At 63.0% G+C, this 16,472-nt stretch carries 8 protein-coding genes; 4 read left to right on the top strand and 4 right to left on the bottom strand.

The features are described from left to right. Positions 1–31: 31 nt before the first annotated feature. Genes bcsB through M0954_RS06475 form a run of 3 tightly spaced genes read left to right on the top strand, consistent with a single transcriptional unit; the run spans position 32 to position 8,416 of the window. Entirely contained in the window at positions 32–2,494 is a 2,463-nt protein-coding gene (gene bcsB, locus M0954_RS06465) for a cellulose biosynthesis cyclic di-GMP-binding regulatory protein BcsB (RefSeq protein ID WP_297352196.1), read from the top strand. 1 nt (position 2,495) lies between these two features. Beyond that, positions 2,496–3,677: a cellulose synthase complex periplasmic endoglucanase BcsZ gene (gene bcsZ / locus M0954_RS06470; protein ID WP_297352198.1), complete on the top strand. Its 1,182-nt coding sequence runs from the start codon at positions 2,496–2,498 to the stop codon at positions 3,675–3,677. After that, complete coding sequence (locus M0954_RS06475; protein WP_297352200.1) at positions 3,668–8,416, top strand: cellulose synthase subunit BcsC-related outer membrane protein; 4,749 nt, start codon at positions 3,668–3,670, stop codon at positions 8,414–8,416. The genes bcsZ and M0954_RS06475 overlap by 10 nt, the downstream gene beginning before the upstream one ends. Positions 8,417–8,566: 150 nt before the next feature. Here the strand turns inward: M0954_RS06475 and M0954_RS06480 are convergent, their stop codons facing one another. From M0954_RS06480 to M0954_RS06495, 4 genes are all read right to left on the bottom strand, one after another. Beyond that, entirely contained in the window at positions 8,567–8,839 is a 273-nt protein-coding gene (locus M0954_RS06480; protein ID WP_122159163.1) for a hypothetical protein, read from the bottom strand. Then, positions 8,839–11,226: a DUF6531 domain-containing protein gene (locus tag M0954_RS06485; protein ID WP_297352202.1), complete on the bottom strand. Its 2,388-nt coding sequence runs from the start codon at positions 11,224–11,226 to the stop codon at positions 8,839–8,841. Before M0954_RS06485 ends, M0954_RS06480 begins: the two co-directional genes overlap by 1 nt. A gap of 670 nt (positions 11,227–11,896) precedes the next feature. After that, complete coding sequence (locus tag M0954_RS06490; protein WP_122156278.1) at positions 11,897–12,718, bottom strand: YkgJ family cysteine cluster protein; 822 nt, start codon at positions 12,716–12,718, stop codon at positions 11,897–11,899. A gap of 67 nt (positions 12,719–12,785) precedes the next feature. Beyond that, positions 12,786–14,015, bottom strand: a complete 1,230-nt coding sequence (locus M0954_RS06495) for a DUF2252 domain-containing protein (protein WP_297352204.1) — start codon at positions 14,013–14,015, stop codon at positions 12,786–12,788. Between the two features lie 259 nt (positions 14,016–14,274). Between M0954_RS06495 and M0954_RS06500 the strand changes: the two genes are divergently transcribed. After that, positions 14,275–16,413 carry a response regulator gene (locus M0954_RS06500; protein WP_297352206.1) on the top strand — a complete coding sequence of 713 codons (2,139 nt, stop codon included), beginning with the start codon at positions 14,275–14,277 and terminating at the stop codon, positions 16,411–16,413. The last annotated feature ends 59 nt before the right edge of the window (positions 16,414–16,472 follow it).

The raw sequence follows: 16,472 nt of genomic DNA on the forward strand, positions 1-16,472 counted from the left end.
ATACCAACAACACTTGCAAGGCGAGCACGGCATGACGGAATGGGCAATGTGCTTGCGCTCAAGCCGACTCGTTCGCGGACTTGCCTTCTGGCTGGCTTTTCAGACCGCGTTCGCGGCGCCTTTGGCATCGGCCGCCGAGCTGGTCGCCAGTTCGGCGCATGCCACGGCCGCGGCGCCTGGCACGCCCGATGCCACCGGCGTGGGGAACGTGCCCGCACCGAGTGCCGCGGTGACCCTCGACCCGAACGCGATCACCCAGCCCCCGCTGGCGACGCCAACGCCGGCGCTCGCGGCGTCCTCGGTGAAAGCGCTCGGCATCAAGACGCCGACCACCGCGGAACCTGGCACGCTGGTATCAGGCGGACGTCGCCAGACGCTCACTTTTGCCGACTTCGGCGCGCTCGATCCGCTGCAGTTGCGCGGCACCGAAGGCCAGAACGGTATCGCCTTCTCGGTGCGTAACGACGAAGTGGTGACCGGCGCGATCCTGCATCTGATCTACAGCTACTCGCCGGCCCTGCTGCCGAGCATCTCGCAACTGAAGGTGCTGATCAACGGCGAAGTCGCGGCTACGCTGCCGGTGCCGCACGAGCAGGCCGGCCTGCTGGTGGCGCGCGACGTGTCGATCGATCCGCGCTTCATTACCGAGTTCAACCACCTCAACGTGCAGTTGATCGGCCACTACACCGAACGGTGTGAAGACCCGGCGAATTCGTCGCTGTGGGCCACCGTGAGCAATGCGAGCTCGCTCGATCTGACCTACGCGTCGCTTACCAGCAAACCGGATCTCGCGGCACTGCCTCAGCCATTCTTCGATCGCCGCGACGTGCGGCGTCTCGAGCTGCCGTTCGTGTTCCCGGCCAAGCCTGGTGCCGAGACGCTGGAAGCGGCGGGCATCGTCGCCTCGTGGTTCGGTGCGCTGGCCGGCTATCGCGGCGCGCTGTTCCCCGCCCAGGTCGACGAGGTTCCGCTGTCGGGCAACGCGGTGATATTCGCCACCGCCGACCAGCGGCCTGCCGGCGTAACGATTCCCGCAATCTCCGGACCGACCATTGCGGTGGTGGACCGGGAAGCTCCAGCCCGCGGCAAACTGCTGCTGGTGCTCGGGCGTAACGAAGCCGAACTGAAAACCGCCGCGAAGGCACTCGGTGTAGGCCAGAGCGTGCTCTCGGGCGAAAGCGCGACGATCACGCAACTGAACGAACTCGCCCCGCGCGCTCCGTACGATGCGCCGAACTGGCTGCCCACCAACCGGCCGGTGCGTTTTGGCGAATTGGCCGAAGCACGCGATCTGACCGTCTCCGGCTACGATGCCGACGCCGTGCGCGTGAATCTGCGCGTGCCGCCCGATCTGTTCATGTGGCACACCAAGGGCGCACCGATCGACTTGCGCTACCGTTACACCGTGCGCCCGACCCCGGACCGTTCGTCGCTGAACATCAGCATCAACGACGGCTTCGTGCAGGCGCTGCCGATTCCGGCGCGGCCCGCCTCGGTGTTCGAACTTGGCCACTATTTCAACAACATCCTGCCGGACAACACCGCCGATGCGCGGCGCACCGTCTATATCCCGCCTCTGCTGCTGACGCCACGGGCACAATTGCGGCTGCATTTCTACTACGACATTCCGAACACCGGCGAATGCCACGGCCGGTTGCTCGACAACGTAGTGGGCTCGATCGATCCGAACTCGAGCATCGACCTGTCGTCGTTCCCGCATTACATGGCCTTGCCCGATCTGGCGGCGTTCGCCAACAGCGGCTTCCCGTTCACGCGGATGGCGGACCTGTCTGAAACCGCCGTGGTCCTGCCGAACGATGCCGACTCGAGCGACTACAGCCTGTACCTGCTCGAGATGGGCCGCATGGGTGCTTCGACCGGCTATCCCTCGACCGGCGTGACCGTGACGAGCGCCGACCAGGTCGACCAGAATGCCAACAAGGACCTGCTGATTTTCGGTTCCCCCGACCGTCAGCCGCTGCTGCAGCGCTGGGCGAAGTCGATGCCGTTCTCGAGCGACGGCGACTCGCGCACGTTCGAGCTCTCCGACATCGTCTTCAAGCTGGAAGACTGGTGGCACGGCGAACGTGGCGTGGAACGCGCGCCGGCGCGGGCGGACCTGTCGCTCGTCAGTTCGAACGGCGCGGCCCTGCTGACCGGCTTCGAATCGCCGTTGCAGAAGGATCGCAGCGCAGTCGCGTTTGTCAGCGCTGCTGGCCAGTCGGATGCGGACCTGAGCTCGGCCCTGCTCGACGCCGACGTGCTGCCGCAAATCCAGGGTGCAATGGCCGTGATCCATGGCCGCAACGTCACGATCACCTCGAACGGCGTGGCCTACTACATCGGCCACCTGTCGCCGCAGGAATATATGCGCTGGGCGCTGTCGTCGCATCCGCTCCTGCTGCTGCTGGGCGGCGTCCTCGCCGCGCTGATCATCGCTGCGCTGTTCTACCGTGCGCTGCGCTCGATCGCCGCGCGCCGCCTGAAGGATTGATATGGCGGTCAAACTCAATACGGCGCCCGTGGCACTTGCATTCGGCCTCGTTGCTTCCATGACCTCGGCGGCGGTCTCGATTCCGGCCACCGCTGCCACGGCCCCGGCTTCAGCGCAATGCGACTGGCCGGCGTATCGCACCTTCGTCGAGCGCTTCGTGCAGGCCGACGGGCGCGTGATCGACTATTCGACGCCGACCCAGCAAACCACCTCCGAAGGCCAGTCATACGGGATGTTCTTCGCACTGGTCGCGAACGACCGCGCCACCTTCGACCGGCTGCTCGACTGGACCCGCACCAACCTCGCCGGCAACCAGTTCGACGCGCAGAACCTGCGTCTGCCAGCATGGCAATGGGGCAGGAAACCAGATGGTTCGTTTGGCGTGCTCGACCCGAATTCTGCTTCGGACTCCGATCTGTGGATCGCCTACGACCTGTTGCAAGCGGGACGTTTGTGGCGTGACGCGAGCTACACGAAGCTCGGCGAGGCGCTTGCCGAGCAGATCGTGAGCAAGGAAGTGACCAGCCTGCCAGGTCTCGGCCCGATGCTGTTGCCCGGCCCGCAGGGTTTCCAGGCTGGTGGCGTGACGCGCGTCAATCCCAGCTACTTGCCTCTGCCCGTGCTGCGCGCACTCGCCAAAGCCCAGCCGGGTGGCCCGTGGAGCAAACTCGCAGACAACGCTTACCAGCTCGTCAAAACCACGTCGCCGCAGGGTTTCGTGCCCGATTGGGCGGCATGGCGCGCAGGCCAGTTCGTGGTCGATCCAAAGAATGGCGACAACGGCAGCTACGACGCGATTCGCGTGTATCTCTGGGCCGGCATGACAGCCTCTGCCGATCCGCTCGCCAAGCCCTGGCTCGCGGCCCTCGGTGGCATGCGCAATCAGGTCGCCCAGGCAGGCTTTCCGCCCGAGAAGGTGGCCGCGACCACCGGCAGCGTCAGCGGCGAAGGACCGCTCAACTACTGGGGCGCGCTTGCGCCTTACTTCAAGGCGCTCGGCGATGACCGCGGCCTCGGTCTCGCACGCACCCATCTGGCAGCGCTCGACAACCCCGTCGCAGGTCACGAACCTGTCTATTACGATCGTGTGCTGGGCTTGTTCGGCACCGGATTTATCGATGGCCGCTATCGCTTCGACGATGCCGGCCGCCTCGTGCCGAGTTGGAGAAACGCATGCGATTGAGCGCCCTCGCGCTGGCGCTGAGCCTCGTTAGCGTCGCTACGGCGATGCTGCCCCCCACCGCCTTTGCCCAGGCTTCGTCCGATCCGCTCAACGTGTTGATCGATCAGGGCAAGTACTGGCAGGCGCACCATCGTGGCGACCTCGCCGAGCAGGCGTGGCAGAAAGTGCTGCGCATCGATCCCAAGCAGCCCGATGCCCTGTTCGGCATGGGCATGGTGCTCGCCGACCGCAAGGACGGCAGCGGCGCGCAGCAATATCTGGCGCGCCTGCGGGCAGTCGCACCGAACTATCCGACCATCGACGACCTCGGCCGGCGCCTTGGCGAAAGCAGCGTGCGCGACCAGACCGTCAACGATGCCCGCCGTTTGCAGCAAAGCGGTCAGGCGGCCAGCGCCGTGCAGGAATATCAGCATGCGCTGCAAGGCAAACCCGCTACGCCCGAGTTGCAACTCGAGTACTACCAGGCGCTCGCGGCCACCCCGCAGGGCTGGGATCAGGCACGCCGCGGGCTACAACAACTCGCGCAGCAAAACCCGGACGATCCGCGCTACGCGCTCGCATACGCTCAACATCTAACGTATCGCGACGTCACGCGCCGGGAGGGTATCGGCCAACTCGAAAAGCTCTCCGGCGACAACACGGTGGGCCCAGCCGCGCGCAAGAGCTGGCGGCAAGCGTTGCTATGGCTCGACGCGCGCGCCCCCGACGCCCCGCTCTATCAAAGCTACCTGCAACTCGCACCCGACGATGCCGCGGTCAAGGCGCGCTTCGATTCGATGGTGCAGCAGGACAGCGCAGCGCGCGAACGGGCGCAGCAAAACGCCGCCGTGGATGCACGCGGCCGCACGATCGCCGATGGCTTTGCCGCGCTCGACCGCAGCGACCTTGCCACGGCGCGCGCCAAATTCTCGTCCGTGCTGGCGAGCAGTCCGAACGATAGCGACGCGCTCGGCGGCATGGGTATCGCCGCACTCAAGCAGGAGCATTTCTCCGAGGCGCGCGACGACCTGGAGCGGGCCTCGCGCAGCGGCAACCCGGCACGCTGGAAAGACGCGTTGCTGAGCGCGACTTACTGGACCTATACCAGCGACGCGATTGGCGCACGCAGCAACGGAGAAGTCGCCAAGGCCAAGTCGCTATTCGAGCGCGCCATTGCGATCAACCCATCCGATGTCACAGCGCAGGTACTGCTCGGCGAAATGCTGCTGAACAACGGCGACCCCGCTGGCGCGGAACAGGCCTACCGGATGGCGTTGCGCCGCCAGGCCGACAACCCCGACGCGATTCGCGGCCTCGTCGGCGCGCTCGCCGCGCAGGGACGCGGTGACGAAGCGCTTCAGTTTGCCAATCAGCTCAACGCCGAGCAGCAGTCGAAAGCAGGCGGCATCGATCGACTGCGTGGTGAAGCGCAGGCCGCCCAGGCGCGCGCCGCCGAAGCGCGCGGTGATCTGGGCGCAGCACGCAGCCTGTTCGAAGACGCACTGCTCAGCAATCCTGATGATCCGTGGATGCGCCTCGACCTCGCGCGCATTTACGTGCGCCAGGGCGCGATCGGCAATGCGCGCAGCATGATGGACGGGCTGCTGGCAGCTCATCCGGACATGACCGACGCGCTTTATGCGAGCGCGTTGCTGTCGGCGGAAACCGAGGACTGGTCAACCGGCCTCTCGCAACTGGACCGGATTGCGCCGGCCCAGCGTACCGACGCCATGACCACGCTGCAGCATCGCCTGTGGGTGCATCAACAGGCGAGCGTCGCGATCCAGATGGCGAAGCACGGCCAGACCCAGCAGGCCTTTGCGACGCTTGCCGCTGCGGAACCGGTGGCGGCCGGCAATCCGGAACTGATCGGTGTGGTGGCGTCGGCCTATCAACAGGCTGGCGATTCGAACCGCGCACTGTGGCTCGTGCGCAGCGCCATGAGCGCCGCGCCCGGCAATACCGATCTGCTTTTGCAATACGCCGGCATCCTGCTCGCGACTCATCAGGATACCGAACTTGGCACGGTGATGCGCCAACTCGCCGGGATGCAACTGACGCCGCAACAGCGTACCGATTTCGGCAACCTGAACTTGACGATCGTCGTGCGGCAATGCGATACCGTTCGGCAGCGTGGCGACCTCGCAAGCGCTTACGACGTCATCGCACCATGGCTCGCGGCGATGCCCGACAATCCGGATCTGCAGGCCGCGCTTGGACGCCTCTACGGGTCGGCGGGCGATGACCGTAATGCGCTCGCCAGTTACCGCGTGGCACTGACGCGCCGCCCCGACGATCTGAGCCTGATGCTCGCGGCCATCCCTGCCGCTACAGGCGCAAAGGATTTTCGTTATGCAGAAGCGCTTGCCACCCAGGCGTTGAACGCCGCACCGGACGACCCCGGCGTGCTGGCCGCCGTCGGCCGGATGTATCGCGCCGAGGGCAAGCTGACGCTTGCGGCCACGTATCTGCAGCGCTCGCTGGTCGCGGCCAACACGCCAGTGGGTTTGGCCGCGCCGCGCTCCGGCTCAGCGAGCAATGTGCCACGTGGCTGGGAGGTGGCCATGCGCCGGATCGGCGCGACGCCGCTGCCCGGCACCAATCCGTTCGAAGGAAAAACCGCCGTCGATGTGCCGGCCGACGCCGCCGGCTCGAGCGGTGCACCCAGCGCGGGCGGTGGCTTCAACGCCGGCGCACGGATGTCGGCGTATGCCGCGCCCGGCGCGTCCCCGTATTCGCAGTCTTCCTATCAGACGCAGACCGTGCCGAACTATCCGCCGCCTTCACAGCCCGCACCGTACGTCGCGCCCTATGTGGCGCCCACGGCGCCTGCCGCGCCCGTGGTCCCGTACACGACGCCTTATGGCGCGCCGTCCAGTGCGCCGAGTTCGAGTAACGCAGCGGGCGGCTACGGTCCCGACGACTCCGGCTCGTCCCAGGCGGGCGCACCGGGCGCCGTGCCCTTGCAACCGTATCCCGGCCAGGGACAGGCGCCGATGCAGCAAGCGCCGCTACCATATAACGCGCCCTATCCTGCGCAAGCCGCATCACCCTATGGAGCACCTGCGCCTTACGTGTCGACGCCGTGGCCGATGTCGCCCGCGGCGCGCGAAGCGCAGGCCAATGCCGCTGCGCAGCAGACGCAAGGCGGCTATGCACCACTGCCTGGCAATCAGAGCAAGTCCAGCAAGAAGCAGAAGACGGTTCGCAACCAGACCACCACCCCCAAGGCGAACGGCGCGGGACAAGCGTATGCGCAGGCGCCGTATGGTCAGCAGCAAGGTTACGGTCAGCAACCATATCCACAGCAGCAAGGATATGGACAGCCGTACCCGCAGCAACAGCAAGCGTACGTGCCGCAGCCGTATCCGCAGCAGGGATATGGGCAACCGGCATATCCTCAGCAGCCCTATGCGAATCAGGGAGCCTACGCGCAGCAGCCGTATATTCCGCAGCCGCCGGCGGGTTACGCCCAGCCGTATTATCCGCAGGCTCCCGCAGCGCAAGCTGCGCCGGCGAACGGCGCCAGCTACGCACCGTCGCCGGCCAATGCCGCCAACTCACAGACGCTCGGCGTCGCCGACGAACTGGCGCAGGTCAATCGCGAGCAGACGAGTACGGTGTCGGGCGGTATCGTGTTCCGCAATCGTGCAGGCGAAAACGGCCTGTCGGACCTGACCGATATCGAAGCGCCGGTCCAGGGGCGCATCCAGGCGGGCAACGGTCATATCGTCGTTACGGCTACGCCGGTAACGCTGGATGCCGGGACCGCGGACAACGCGGCAACGACTCTGTCGCGCTTCGGTTCAGGTGCTGCCAGCATTTCCAGCGAATACGGTTCGCAGACCGCAAACGGCGTAGGCCTGTCTGTCGGCTATGAGGGCAAAAGCCTGGACGGCGACATCGGTGTCACCCCTCTGGGCTTTCGCGAAACCAATATCGTTGGCGGCCTGCAATACAACGGCACGGTGACCGACAAGGTATCGTACACACTCGCGGTCGCCCGACGTGCCGTCACCGACAGCCTGCTGTCGTATGCCGGCACACGCGATCAGCTTGAGGACCTGGAGTGGGGTGGCGTCATTTCCAGTGGGGCTCTCGCGTCCCTTGCGTGGGACGACGGCACGAACGGTCTGTATGCAAACGCGGAGTACCAGTTTCTGAATGGCTACAACGTTGCGGCGAATAGCGCCATCAAGGGTGGCGGGGGCGTTTACACGCGTTTGCTGAAGGACGCGGACCAGACGCTCACGATCGGCCTGAATACGACGTTGATGGGCTATAACCGGAACCTCTCTTACTTTACGTACGGCCAAGGTGGTTACTTCAGTCCGCAGCAATATGTGATATTGAACCTGCCGGTGGAATGGACTGGGCGCAACGGTCCGTTTACTTATGACGTGAAGGGGTCGATTGGTGTTCAGCACTACCGCCAGGATGCATCGGACTACTTCCCTCTTGGAAACAATACTTCCGCCGCGTTGAGAAGCGCACTCATTACCGCAGGCACGGCACCGGATTCGGGTGCCATCTATCCGGCCCAGAGCAAGACTGGTGTTGCCTACTCGTTTAGCGCGGTGGGTGAATATCAGCTCGCACCGCAACTCGCGGTAGGCGCTACGGCGTCGCTCGGCAATGCGTATCAGTACCGTGAATGGCTGGGGGCCGTTTATGTGCGGTATAGCTTTACCAAGCAGATGGGGCTGCAGCCGTTCCCGCCGACGCCTTTGACGTCGCCTTATGTTTCGTTGTCTAACTAGGCGATGCTGTGGTGAGGGGTGACGCGGGGATATGCGCGCGTTGAGTCGGGACCGGCGGCTGCAGGCGTGGTGAGGGAGCAGAGACGCGGTCCCGCTCCCTCGGGGCCGAGCCCAGATATCAGGTGGTCATGGCGTGCGGCCCTTGGCCGATTACTGTCCTGATGATTTGTCGACCGGCCCTTCTGTGAACGTCATGTATTGCTTGATGTCTGGCTGACCCAGCGCAATCGTATTGAGCAACCCAACTCCAAGTTGCCGCGCGAACTCATCGTCCAGCTTGAAATCTTGTTCATCAGCCATCACCACGCCCATTCGCCCAGCTATTAGCGGGGCGAGCTTGTTTGGATCGATGGTATGCACGACTAGCTGTTGTAGATCTTCGTGATAGGTTAGAACCACGGAATACGGCGGATGTTTAGCCATCAAAAACCTCTGCATGCTTGATATCTTTCGAATGCTCTCTGTCTGCACAGCGCGAGAAGGCGCTTATTCCTCGGGCCCGCAAGCGTGGTGCACATATCCTGATCGAGCTCGAATTGGTCGTGGCACTGACTCTCGTGATTTTCCATACCACCGCACTTTACCATTCCCCCGTCACCTCTCGCGGCCCCGAAGAGCGCACCATAAAGCGTTGACCTCTTCGCAGAACTGGTCAGATCCGGCACGAGGGCAGGATAAGGAACTTGCGACTGATCGCTCAACATCAGTTCCGTCGTCTCACCCCAGTCCGGAAGTGCCTCACTCAATTCATCGCCAAAAAGCTTCCCCGACAATTTGGCTTTCCACGCCATGTAACATTCCACGCAGAGTTTCGGAGCGAACGCGGCAGCGACAGATTTAAGCCCCGCGAGGTTAGCGGATGGCGCAATGGGATCGTTACCTAGCTCCCAGTTGTTAAGCCACACGTCCAGTTCAGCATCGTCGATCGATTGTGGCGCACCGTCATTCGTTGCTACCGTCGCAGTCCGCGTCGATACCGCGCCATTTGCAGCATAGCCATACCTGACGACCAGCTTGCGCGCGAGCCCACCGTTGACTATCCCTGCTTTCTCGCTGTACTGGAAAACCGATACGCGACCGCGCGCGTCGTAACTGATATCTGCCTGACCACTATTGCCAGCAATAGACGTCGCGCGATCAGCGGCGTCACGACTAAGCGTCCGCATCGACCAGCCTGACACCGCATCCTGCGTCGTTGCGATGTTGCCTCTTGCATCGTAGGTGTAGGTCCAGTCTTCGGTCTTTGCGCCGTTGTGGGCGATCGTCGCCGCCAGAAGACGCCCTACCTCATCGTACCGCGCGCCGACCGTCGACTGTTCACCAGTCCCGGTCGCCTGCAGCCCCAGTTCACCTGTCGGGTCAGTCGTCTTCTGCTCGGCATAGCCCGTAACGTCGCCTTGCGAGTCATAGACGAACGCCCGGACCCTGCCCGGCGTAGCGACCAGATGCGGACGCAGCGAACTGCCATCGTTGTACTGAACCGTTGTGAGCGTCGTCTTCCCGCTGGAAGTCGCAACCGCTTTTATGGGACGGTTCGCGCTATCCCACGTGTACTGCGTGCCGCCGTCAGGGGTCGCTCTCTGCAAGAGATTCCCTGCACCATCCCACTTACGCAATATCGTTCCGCCGGGTGTAGCGATTGAACCTGGACGCCATGCGTCCGGAAAACTGAAGCTGTATGTGCTCGAACCGGACATGTCGCTGAGTGTCGTCCCGCCCGAACCATAGCTAAGCGAGGTATTACGGGTCGTGTCGGGATGGCTGACCGTTATGACGCGCGCATTGGCGTCGTATGTCCACGTTGCCGTCTTCGATCCCGATTCGTCCACTACGCCGGTCAGCGCGTTGGGAAATCGAGCATCCTCATACAGATACTGACGGATGGTGCCATCGGGATGGGTTACCGAAGCAAGATTCCCCTTGCCGTCGTACGCATACCGCGTCGTATTGCCCAAAGGATCCACCATGGCAACAATGCGATCGCTATCGTCATACTGAAAATCGATCTTTAGTTTATCCGGCCCGATGTTATCGACCGCGAACTCGTTCACCAGCACCATCAGGCCTTTGTAATCAAACCCGAACTTGCGCAGCGTCCCTGTGCGGGTCGTCTCAGAGTAGATCAAGCCGATATTGGCCGAGTAGGCTTCTGTGGTACCAAGGAGTTCATCTTTCAGGTAGTAGTACCCATCGTTGCCGTTCGTCAGCGAGAAGCCGCGATTTCCCAACATGGTCCACGCACTTCCGTTCCACTTGAACGTCATCGGGCGCTGGTCGCCCCGATAAATAACGATCTGCGGCGTGCTCGCGTTGAGCCCCGTCAGATCAATCCTCCGTTGCCAGTTGTTGACCCAGTTGCTACCCATCGCCGTCTGCGTGGTGTCATAGAGCCTGGACAGGTAAGTGCGTCGAAAGGTGAGCGGGAGCGTGTCGCCGCTCGCAAAATCGGCTTCGGCGAGTGTGACGATGCCCTCGGCTGGTAATACCGGGTCAGCTACCGGGCATGTATCTTCTGGCGACGGCGGGACCGGAGCGCCAGCGCAGTAGTCCCGGATCCAGTCCGAAGCATTGGGACAGTTGTAGTAATTCATACTGCCGTACGAATCGCCCGGCCCCCTGGACATAGGTGACGTGCCCGCCACCTGAATCGCACAGCTCGGGGTTCGAGGTATGCCGAGAGATTGTTGATAGACCTGCATGCATTGCGTGTAGTCTGCTGCGTCGGATCCGGTGCCAATCGTCATCAGACAAGACGCTGCAGACAGGCAGAAAGCCAACCGCAGGCTGTCACGGAGTTTCCATGCTTTCATGTTTCTCCTTCAATTGTTGGTTTTTCGTTTTGAAGGCGTAACATTTTTAATTAAATTTGCAATCCTATGTATCTTACAATTACTGGAATCACGGACAACTTGCGATAGCGCAAAGAATGGTTTGCAAGTGCTTCTACAACGCTTGGGAAACTACTTATTTGCCTGTCAGGCAGTTCCGGAGCAAGACGTCGCCTACGTGAATCGCAGAAGCGAAACGCCGTCAGAGGCGAGGCGCAAAAGGAGGAAAGCTAGAAGATGAAACGAGCGGGACTAAAGCTCAAAACGCCCCTTCAGCCTGGAAGAAAAAGCGGAGGACGACCATAAGCATGACCGACACGCGCCGTCACATCGGACGCGCGGTTCTTCTTGTTGTATTTCTCTTCTGGAGCTTTGCCAGGAAGAGGTAGCGCACTGAAGGGTTGCAATTGTCGCTGGCGTACCCGGTTCCGTTCTGGCAACACAGACAGAATACCGGTCCACCAGAGTCCCTTTGCCCAAAAACAAGTCGCCAAACCCAAACAGACCGGATGCCTGCACGACTGCTATATCTTCAGAAAAACTTGTCCACAGAAACTGTTCGCAAGGCTGTGGACAACATGGCTGAACGCGCCGCAAGTACCTGACGCAGAACACTTAACGCTCCACGTCCTCCGCGCGGGCAGAATGCTCGCTAAGCGGCGGCGGCCGGAAAAAACCCGAGATATTCGAAAGCCTCCGGACGATCGGCATCGACCCAGGCACTGAGCGCCCCCACCGACTCAAGCGTGTCAACTGTTGCGTGGCGATTCGACACAAAACGCCAGCTCGGTAAAGCGTCAGACTCGGATCCAGCAACGCCCCCCTCCACGCCCTCCGCCACACGCAACCCACCCAACTCCGCCCCAACCCGCTCAAGCGCCGCAATCAACGCCTCACGCTTCGGCGTATGCACGACAAACCCTTCATTAGCCAACGCCGCCACATCGACACCAAGCAGCGCACACAACCGTTGCTTCGCCACCGCATCCTGAGCATCAGCCGCACGCGACTTCTGAATCAGTTCAACTGTCGTCGCATCGACCAGTTGCCCTCCGCGCATCAGCGGCGCAAGCCCGGGCGTCCACGCCTCCGGCGGGCACCCCTTGGCCGCAGGCTCCAACTGGATAAACGGATTGATTTCGGCCGGATAAATACGGCAGACCAAAGGCCGCTCTTCATAGATGCCGCAGCGCATATCGGCCTGCAGGTTCGGACACGGCCCAGCAAACGCGCCCGTCAGGATCACCACGATCCGCGTGGGCAAACTGCCGCTCATCGCCGCAAACGAACGGCGCCGCTTATGAGCCGCCTGCAGATTGTCCGCGGCGGGCTCCTCGGGCCAAGGCAAAGCCTCGCAGAGAATCTGCACCTCGTTACCGCGCCCCAGCCACGCGAGCGCCTCTGCAACCGTCAACGGCAAACGCAGATCGTGACAGCACTTGCCGCACATCGTGCATTCGAAATCGATATCCATGCTCATGCTCAATCAGTGTCCCATCGCGCGTCGCGGTGCCTGCCGGCAGCAGGCTGGCCGCACTTTATCACGCACCGAGATCGAGCGAGTAACGCCGGCAATGTTCGAGGTAGCCGGCTTCATGACCGCTCACCAGTTCCACGATACTCCTCCAGAGCCACGGCGGCGCATCGATCGTTTTGCTGCGACTGCGCCGTAGCTCGCCCAGCCACGCCTTGCGCTCCGTGTCGTCCATCTGGCTCGCATGGGCCTTGCCGACAACAAGTGCAAGAAAGCGCGCCGCCTTCATCGCTTCATCGCGCGTCAGTTGTTCAATCGTAAGCTTCATGTCTTGCGGCAACAGTTCACGAATCACCACCGCGCGCTCGGCGAGACGCGCCGCACGCATCCGGTCGCCAAGAAACGGCGCGAGATGACGTGCTCCCTCCACGACGCGCTGTGCATTGTCGCGTGGCATGCGCGCGCCTGCGTAGCGCGGCGCCGCCGCTTGCGCCGCCTCCTTGATGTCGATCAGGCAAAGATCGTCACCGTCGATCGAGGCACCGTCGACATCGAGCAGCACCGCATAGCGCAAGCGCCCTAGCGAACTGCAACCTTTGACCCAATAGGCCGCGTCGAGGACGGTGACCTTCGCCGCTTCGTCCTCCGAACGCAACTCTGTGGCAAGACGCGCAAGCGTGCGCTTTTCGAACAGCGCCGCAATCTCGCTACGCTCGCTTTTCGACAGCGGCCAGAAACGCTTGCCGAGCGGAATCTCCGGCTCGACATCTTCGATGCGCTCCTCGGCGAGGTGCTGCCACGAGCGCCGCAGCGCTTCCTTCATGACGACCCGCACCACCTCGGGTTTTTCGGCCTGGATGTCCGTGTGATCCGAGGCGTCGTCGAACGCGCGTTCGTAGCCGTCCGCGAGCGCTTCCATCATGCGCACGGTGGTGACGCCGGATAGATCCGAACCGCGTGCGGCCGTGGCGAGCGACAGGCCGAGGCGGATCAGATCGTGTGCCGGGTTGCCGATCACCGTCTGATCCAGATCGCGGATCTGGATTTCCACGCGGCCTTGCGCATTTGCCACCGGCCCGATATTGCCGGCATGACAATCGCCGCAGATCCACACTGCGGGGCCTTGAGGCAAAGCGTCACTTTCCATGCCGTCGAGCCATTCGTAAAACTTGGTGGTGTTGCCCCGCACGTAAGCATCGGCCGAGCGCGCCATCCTGGCGTTGCGGCGGGCGACCAGCAGTTCCATTCGGGCATCGGGCTTGGGAAGACCGGCGCGCGCGGCGTTTTTCTTTGGCATTGTGGGGTCGTCCAGAGGCTATCGATCGATTTATCAGTTGCCCACCATGCCACAGCGCGACCGGGCGAACAACCCGAAACGCGCCTCTGCCAGGGCCGCCGTTTCACGCAGCCTTTCGGGGACATTGCGGGAACGCGGATTGCTACCTGCATCCTAGATGTACTCGCCTGGCGAGTGCCCCGATCCGGCCCGCCGAACCCGCAACGCGACACCTGCCGGCGCGAACGCACGCATCGATGTGACAACATGGAGCAGAACCATGCCATTCACGGCAGACGACCATGGCTGCCCCGGCTGGAAAGGGGAAATGGCCGAACGAATCCGCTCATTCGACTGGACGGCGACCGAACTGGGTCCCATCGGCCAGTGGCAGCAAAGTCTGGTCGCCGCTGTGCAATTTGTACTTGGCTCGCCATTGCCAATCGTGATGCTATGGGGCAAGCAGGGCTACATGGTCTACAACGATGCCTACGCGGTGTTCGCTGGTGGTCGTCATCCGTACCTGCTCGGCTGCCCGGTCGAACTGGGCTGGCCGGAAGTGGCGTCGTTCAACCGCAATGTGGTGGACACCTGTCTCGCGGGCCGCACGCTGTCGTACGTAGACAAGGAACTCGTGCTGCTACGCAATGGCAAGCCCGAAGATGTGTGGATGGATCTGTACTACAGCCCGGTGGCCGACGACAGCAGTGCGCCGGCGGGCGTGATTGCCGTGGTCGTGGAAACGACTGGGCGCGTGCTCACCGAACGCTCGCGGCAGCACGCCGAAACTGCACTGCGCCTGCTCACCGAAACGCTCGAGCAACGTGTCACCGACGCCGTCGCGGCGCGAACGCTGGCCGAAGCGCAACTGCGCCAGGCGCAGAAGATGGAGGCGATCGGCAGCCTCACGGGCGGCGTCGCGCACGACTTCAACAACGTGCTGCAGGTGATCAACGGCAACCTGCAGATGCTGGCTGCCGACGCCGGCGAGCATCCGGCCACCCAGCGCCGCATCGCCGCCGCCACCCAGGCCGTAAAACGCGGCGCACAACTGGCGGCTCACCTGCTCGCCTTCGCGCGCCGTCAGCCACTCTCCCCTGCGGTGTTGAACCCGCGGCGGCTGCTCGACGGCATGAGCGAGATGCTGCACCGCGCGCTCGGCGAAACGATCCGGGTCGACACCATCCTCGGCCCCGATCTGTGGAATGTGCTGGCCGATCGCAACCAGCTTGAAAACGCCCTGCTGAATCTGTCGATAAACGGCCGCGATGCCATGCACGGCGAAGGCACGCTCACGATCCGCGCCGAGAATCTCGTCGTCGCCGAGCGCGACAATCCAGGCTACGTCGATCTGTCTGCTGGGGAGTACCTGGTATTTTCAATCGCCGACACCGGTATCGGCATGCCAGCCGAGGTGCTCGCGCGCGCGGTCGAACCGTTTTTCACAACCAAGCCCAATGGGCATGGCACCGGCCTGGGTCTCAGCATGGTGTTCGGCTTCGTCAAGCAAAGCGGCGGCCACACGGTGATCGACAGCGTGGTCGGCAAAGGCACCACGGTGCAGCTCTTTTTCCCTCGCTGCCGCGAAGCCGAGACCGTCGAGGTCGCGGACCTGACCGAGGCGCCGGTGGGCGGACGCGAGACGATTCTCGTGGTCGAAGACGACGCCGAGGTGCGCCTGACCGCGGTCGAAATGCTGATGCAACTCGGCTACAAGGTGTTGACCGCCGCGGACGGCGACGCGGCGCTCGAATTTGTCGACAGCGACCTGCAGATCGATCTGCTCTTTACCGACGTGGTGATGCCCGGCACCGTCAAGAGTGTCGAGCTGGCCCAGCGCGCTGCGTTGCGGTCATCGGCTATTCCGGTACTCTTCACGTCCGGCTATACGCGCGACGAAATCTTTCACCACGGCAAGCTCGACGCCGGTGTGACGCTGCTGAGCAAGCCGTACCGCCGCGACGATCTTGCCGGCAAGGTGCGCGGCGTGTTGAATGCGCACCGCGCGAAGCTTGCGAACACCACGACAGACACGCCGCACGCCGTGGCGGCGCCCTATGTGCTGCTGGTCGAAGACGATCTGCCTTCACGCGAAGCGATGGGTGAGCTGCTCGAATCGTTCGGACTGCAACACACTTCGGTCGCCAGTGCCGAAGAAGCGCTCAAGCTTGCGTCGACGCAACGTTACGATATCCTGTTGAGCGACATCAGCTTGCCCGGACTTTCTGGCGACGCGCTAGCGCGAGCTCTGCGAAGCACGCAACCCCACCTGCGGATTCTGCTGATGTCGGGCTACGGCGAAAGTGCTGAAATCGGCCAGGCGATACGCGGCGCACGCCTGCTGGCGAAGCCCGTAGATATCGAAGCTCTGCGCCGAGAACTGGCAGCGTCCGCCCCACACATCGAACCAGCAGCATAGGCCGCCCGCTCTACTGCATGGCGAAACGAACCGAAGCGAGACGAACTAAATCCAAACGA

Source organism: Paraburkholderia sp. (assembly GCF_026225065.1).
Taxonomy (GTDB): Bacteria; Pseudomonadota; Gammaproteobacteria; order Burkholderiales; family Burkholderiaceae; genus Paraburkholderia.

Coding starts and splice junctions, on each gene's coding strand:
- bcsZ (WP_297352198.1), top strand. CDS start 2,496: ATGGCGGTCAAACTCAATACGGCGCCCGTGGCACTTGCATTCGGCCTC.
- M0954_RS06490 (WP_122156278.1), bottom strand. CDS start 12,718: ATGGATATCGATTTCGAATGCACGATGTGCGGCAAGTGCTGTCACGAT.
- M0954_RS06485 (WP_297352202.1), bottom strand. CDS start 11,226: ATGAAAGCATGGAAACTCCGTGACAGCCTGCGGTTGGCTTTCTGCCTG.
- M0954_RS06475 (WP_297352200.1), top strand. CDS start 3,668: ATGCGATTGAGCGCCCTCGCGCTGGCGCTGAGCCTCGTTAGCGTCGCT.
- M0954_RS06480 (WP_122159163.1), bottom strand. CDS start 8,839: ATGGCTAAACATCCGCCGTATTCCGTGGTTCTAACCTATCACGAAGAT.
- bcsB (WP_297352196.1), top strand. CDS start 32: ATGACGGAATGGGCAATGTGCTTGCGCTCAAGCCGACTCGTTCGCGGA.
- M0954_RS06500 (WP_297352206.1), top strand. CDS start 14,275: ATGCCATTCACGGCAGACGACCATGGCTGCCCCGGCTGGAAAGGGGAA.
- M0954_RS06495 (WP_297352204.1), bottom strand. CDS start 14,015: ATGCCAAAGAAAAACGCCGCGCGCGCCGGTCTTCCCAAGCCCGATGCC.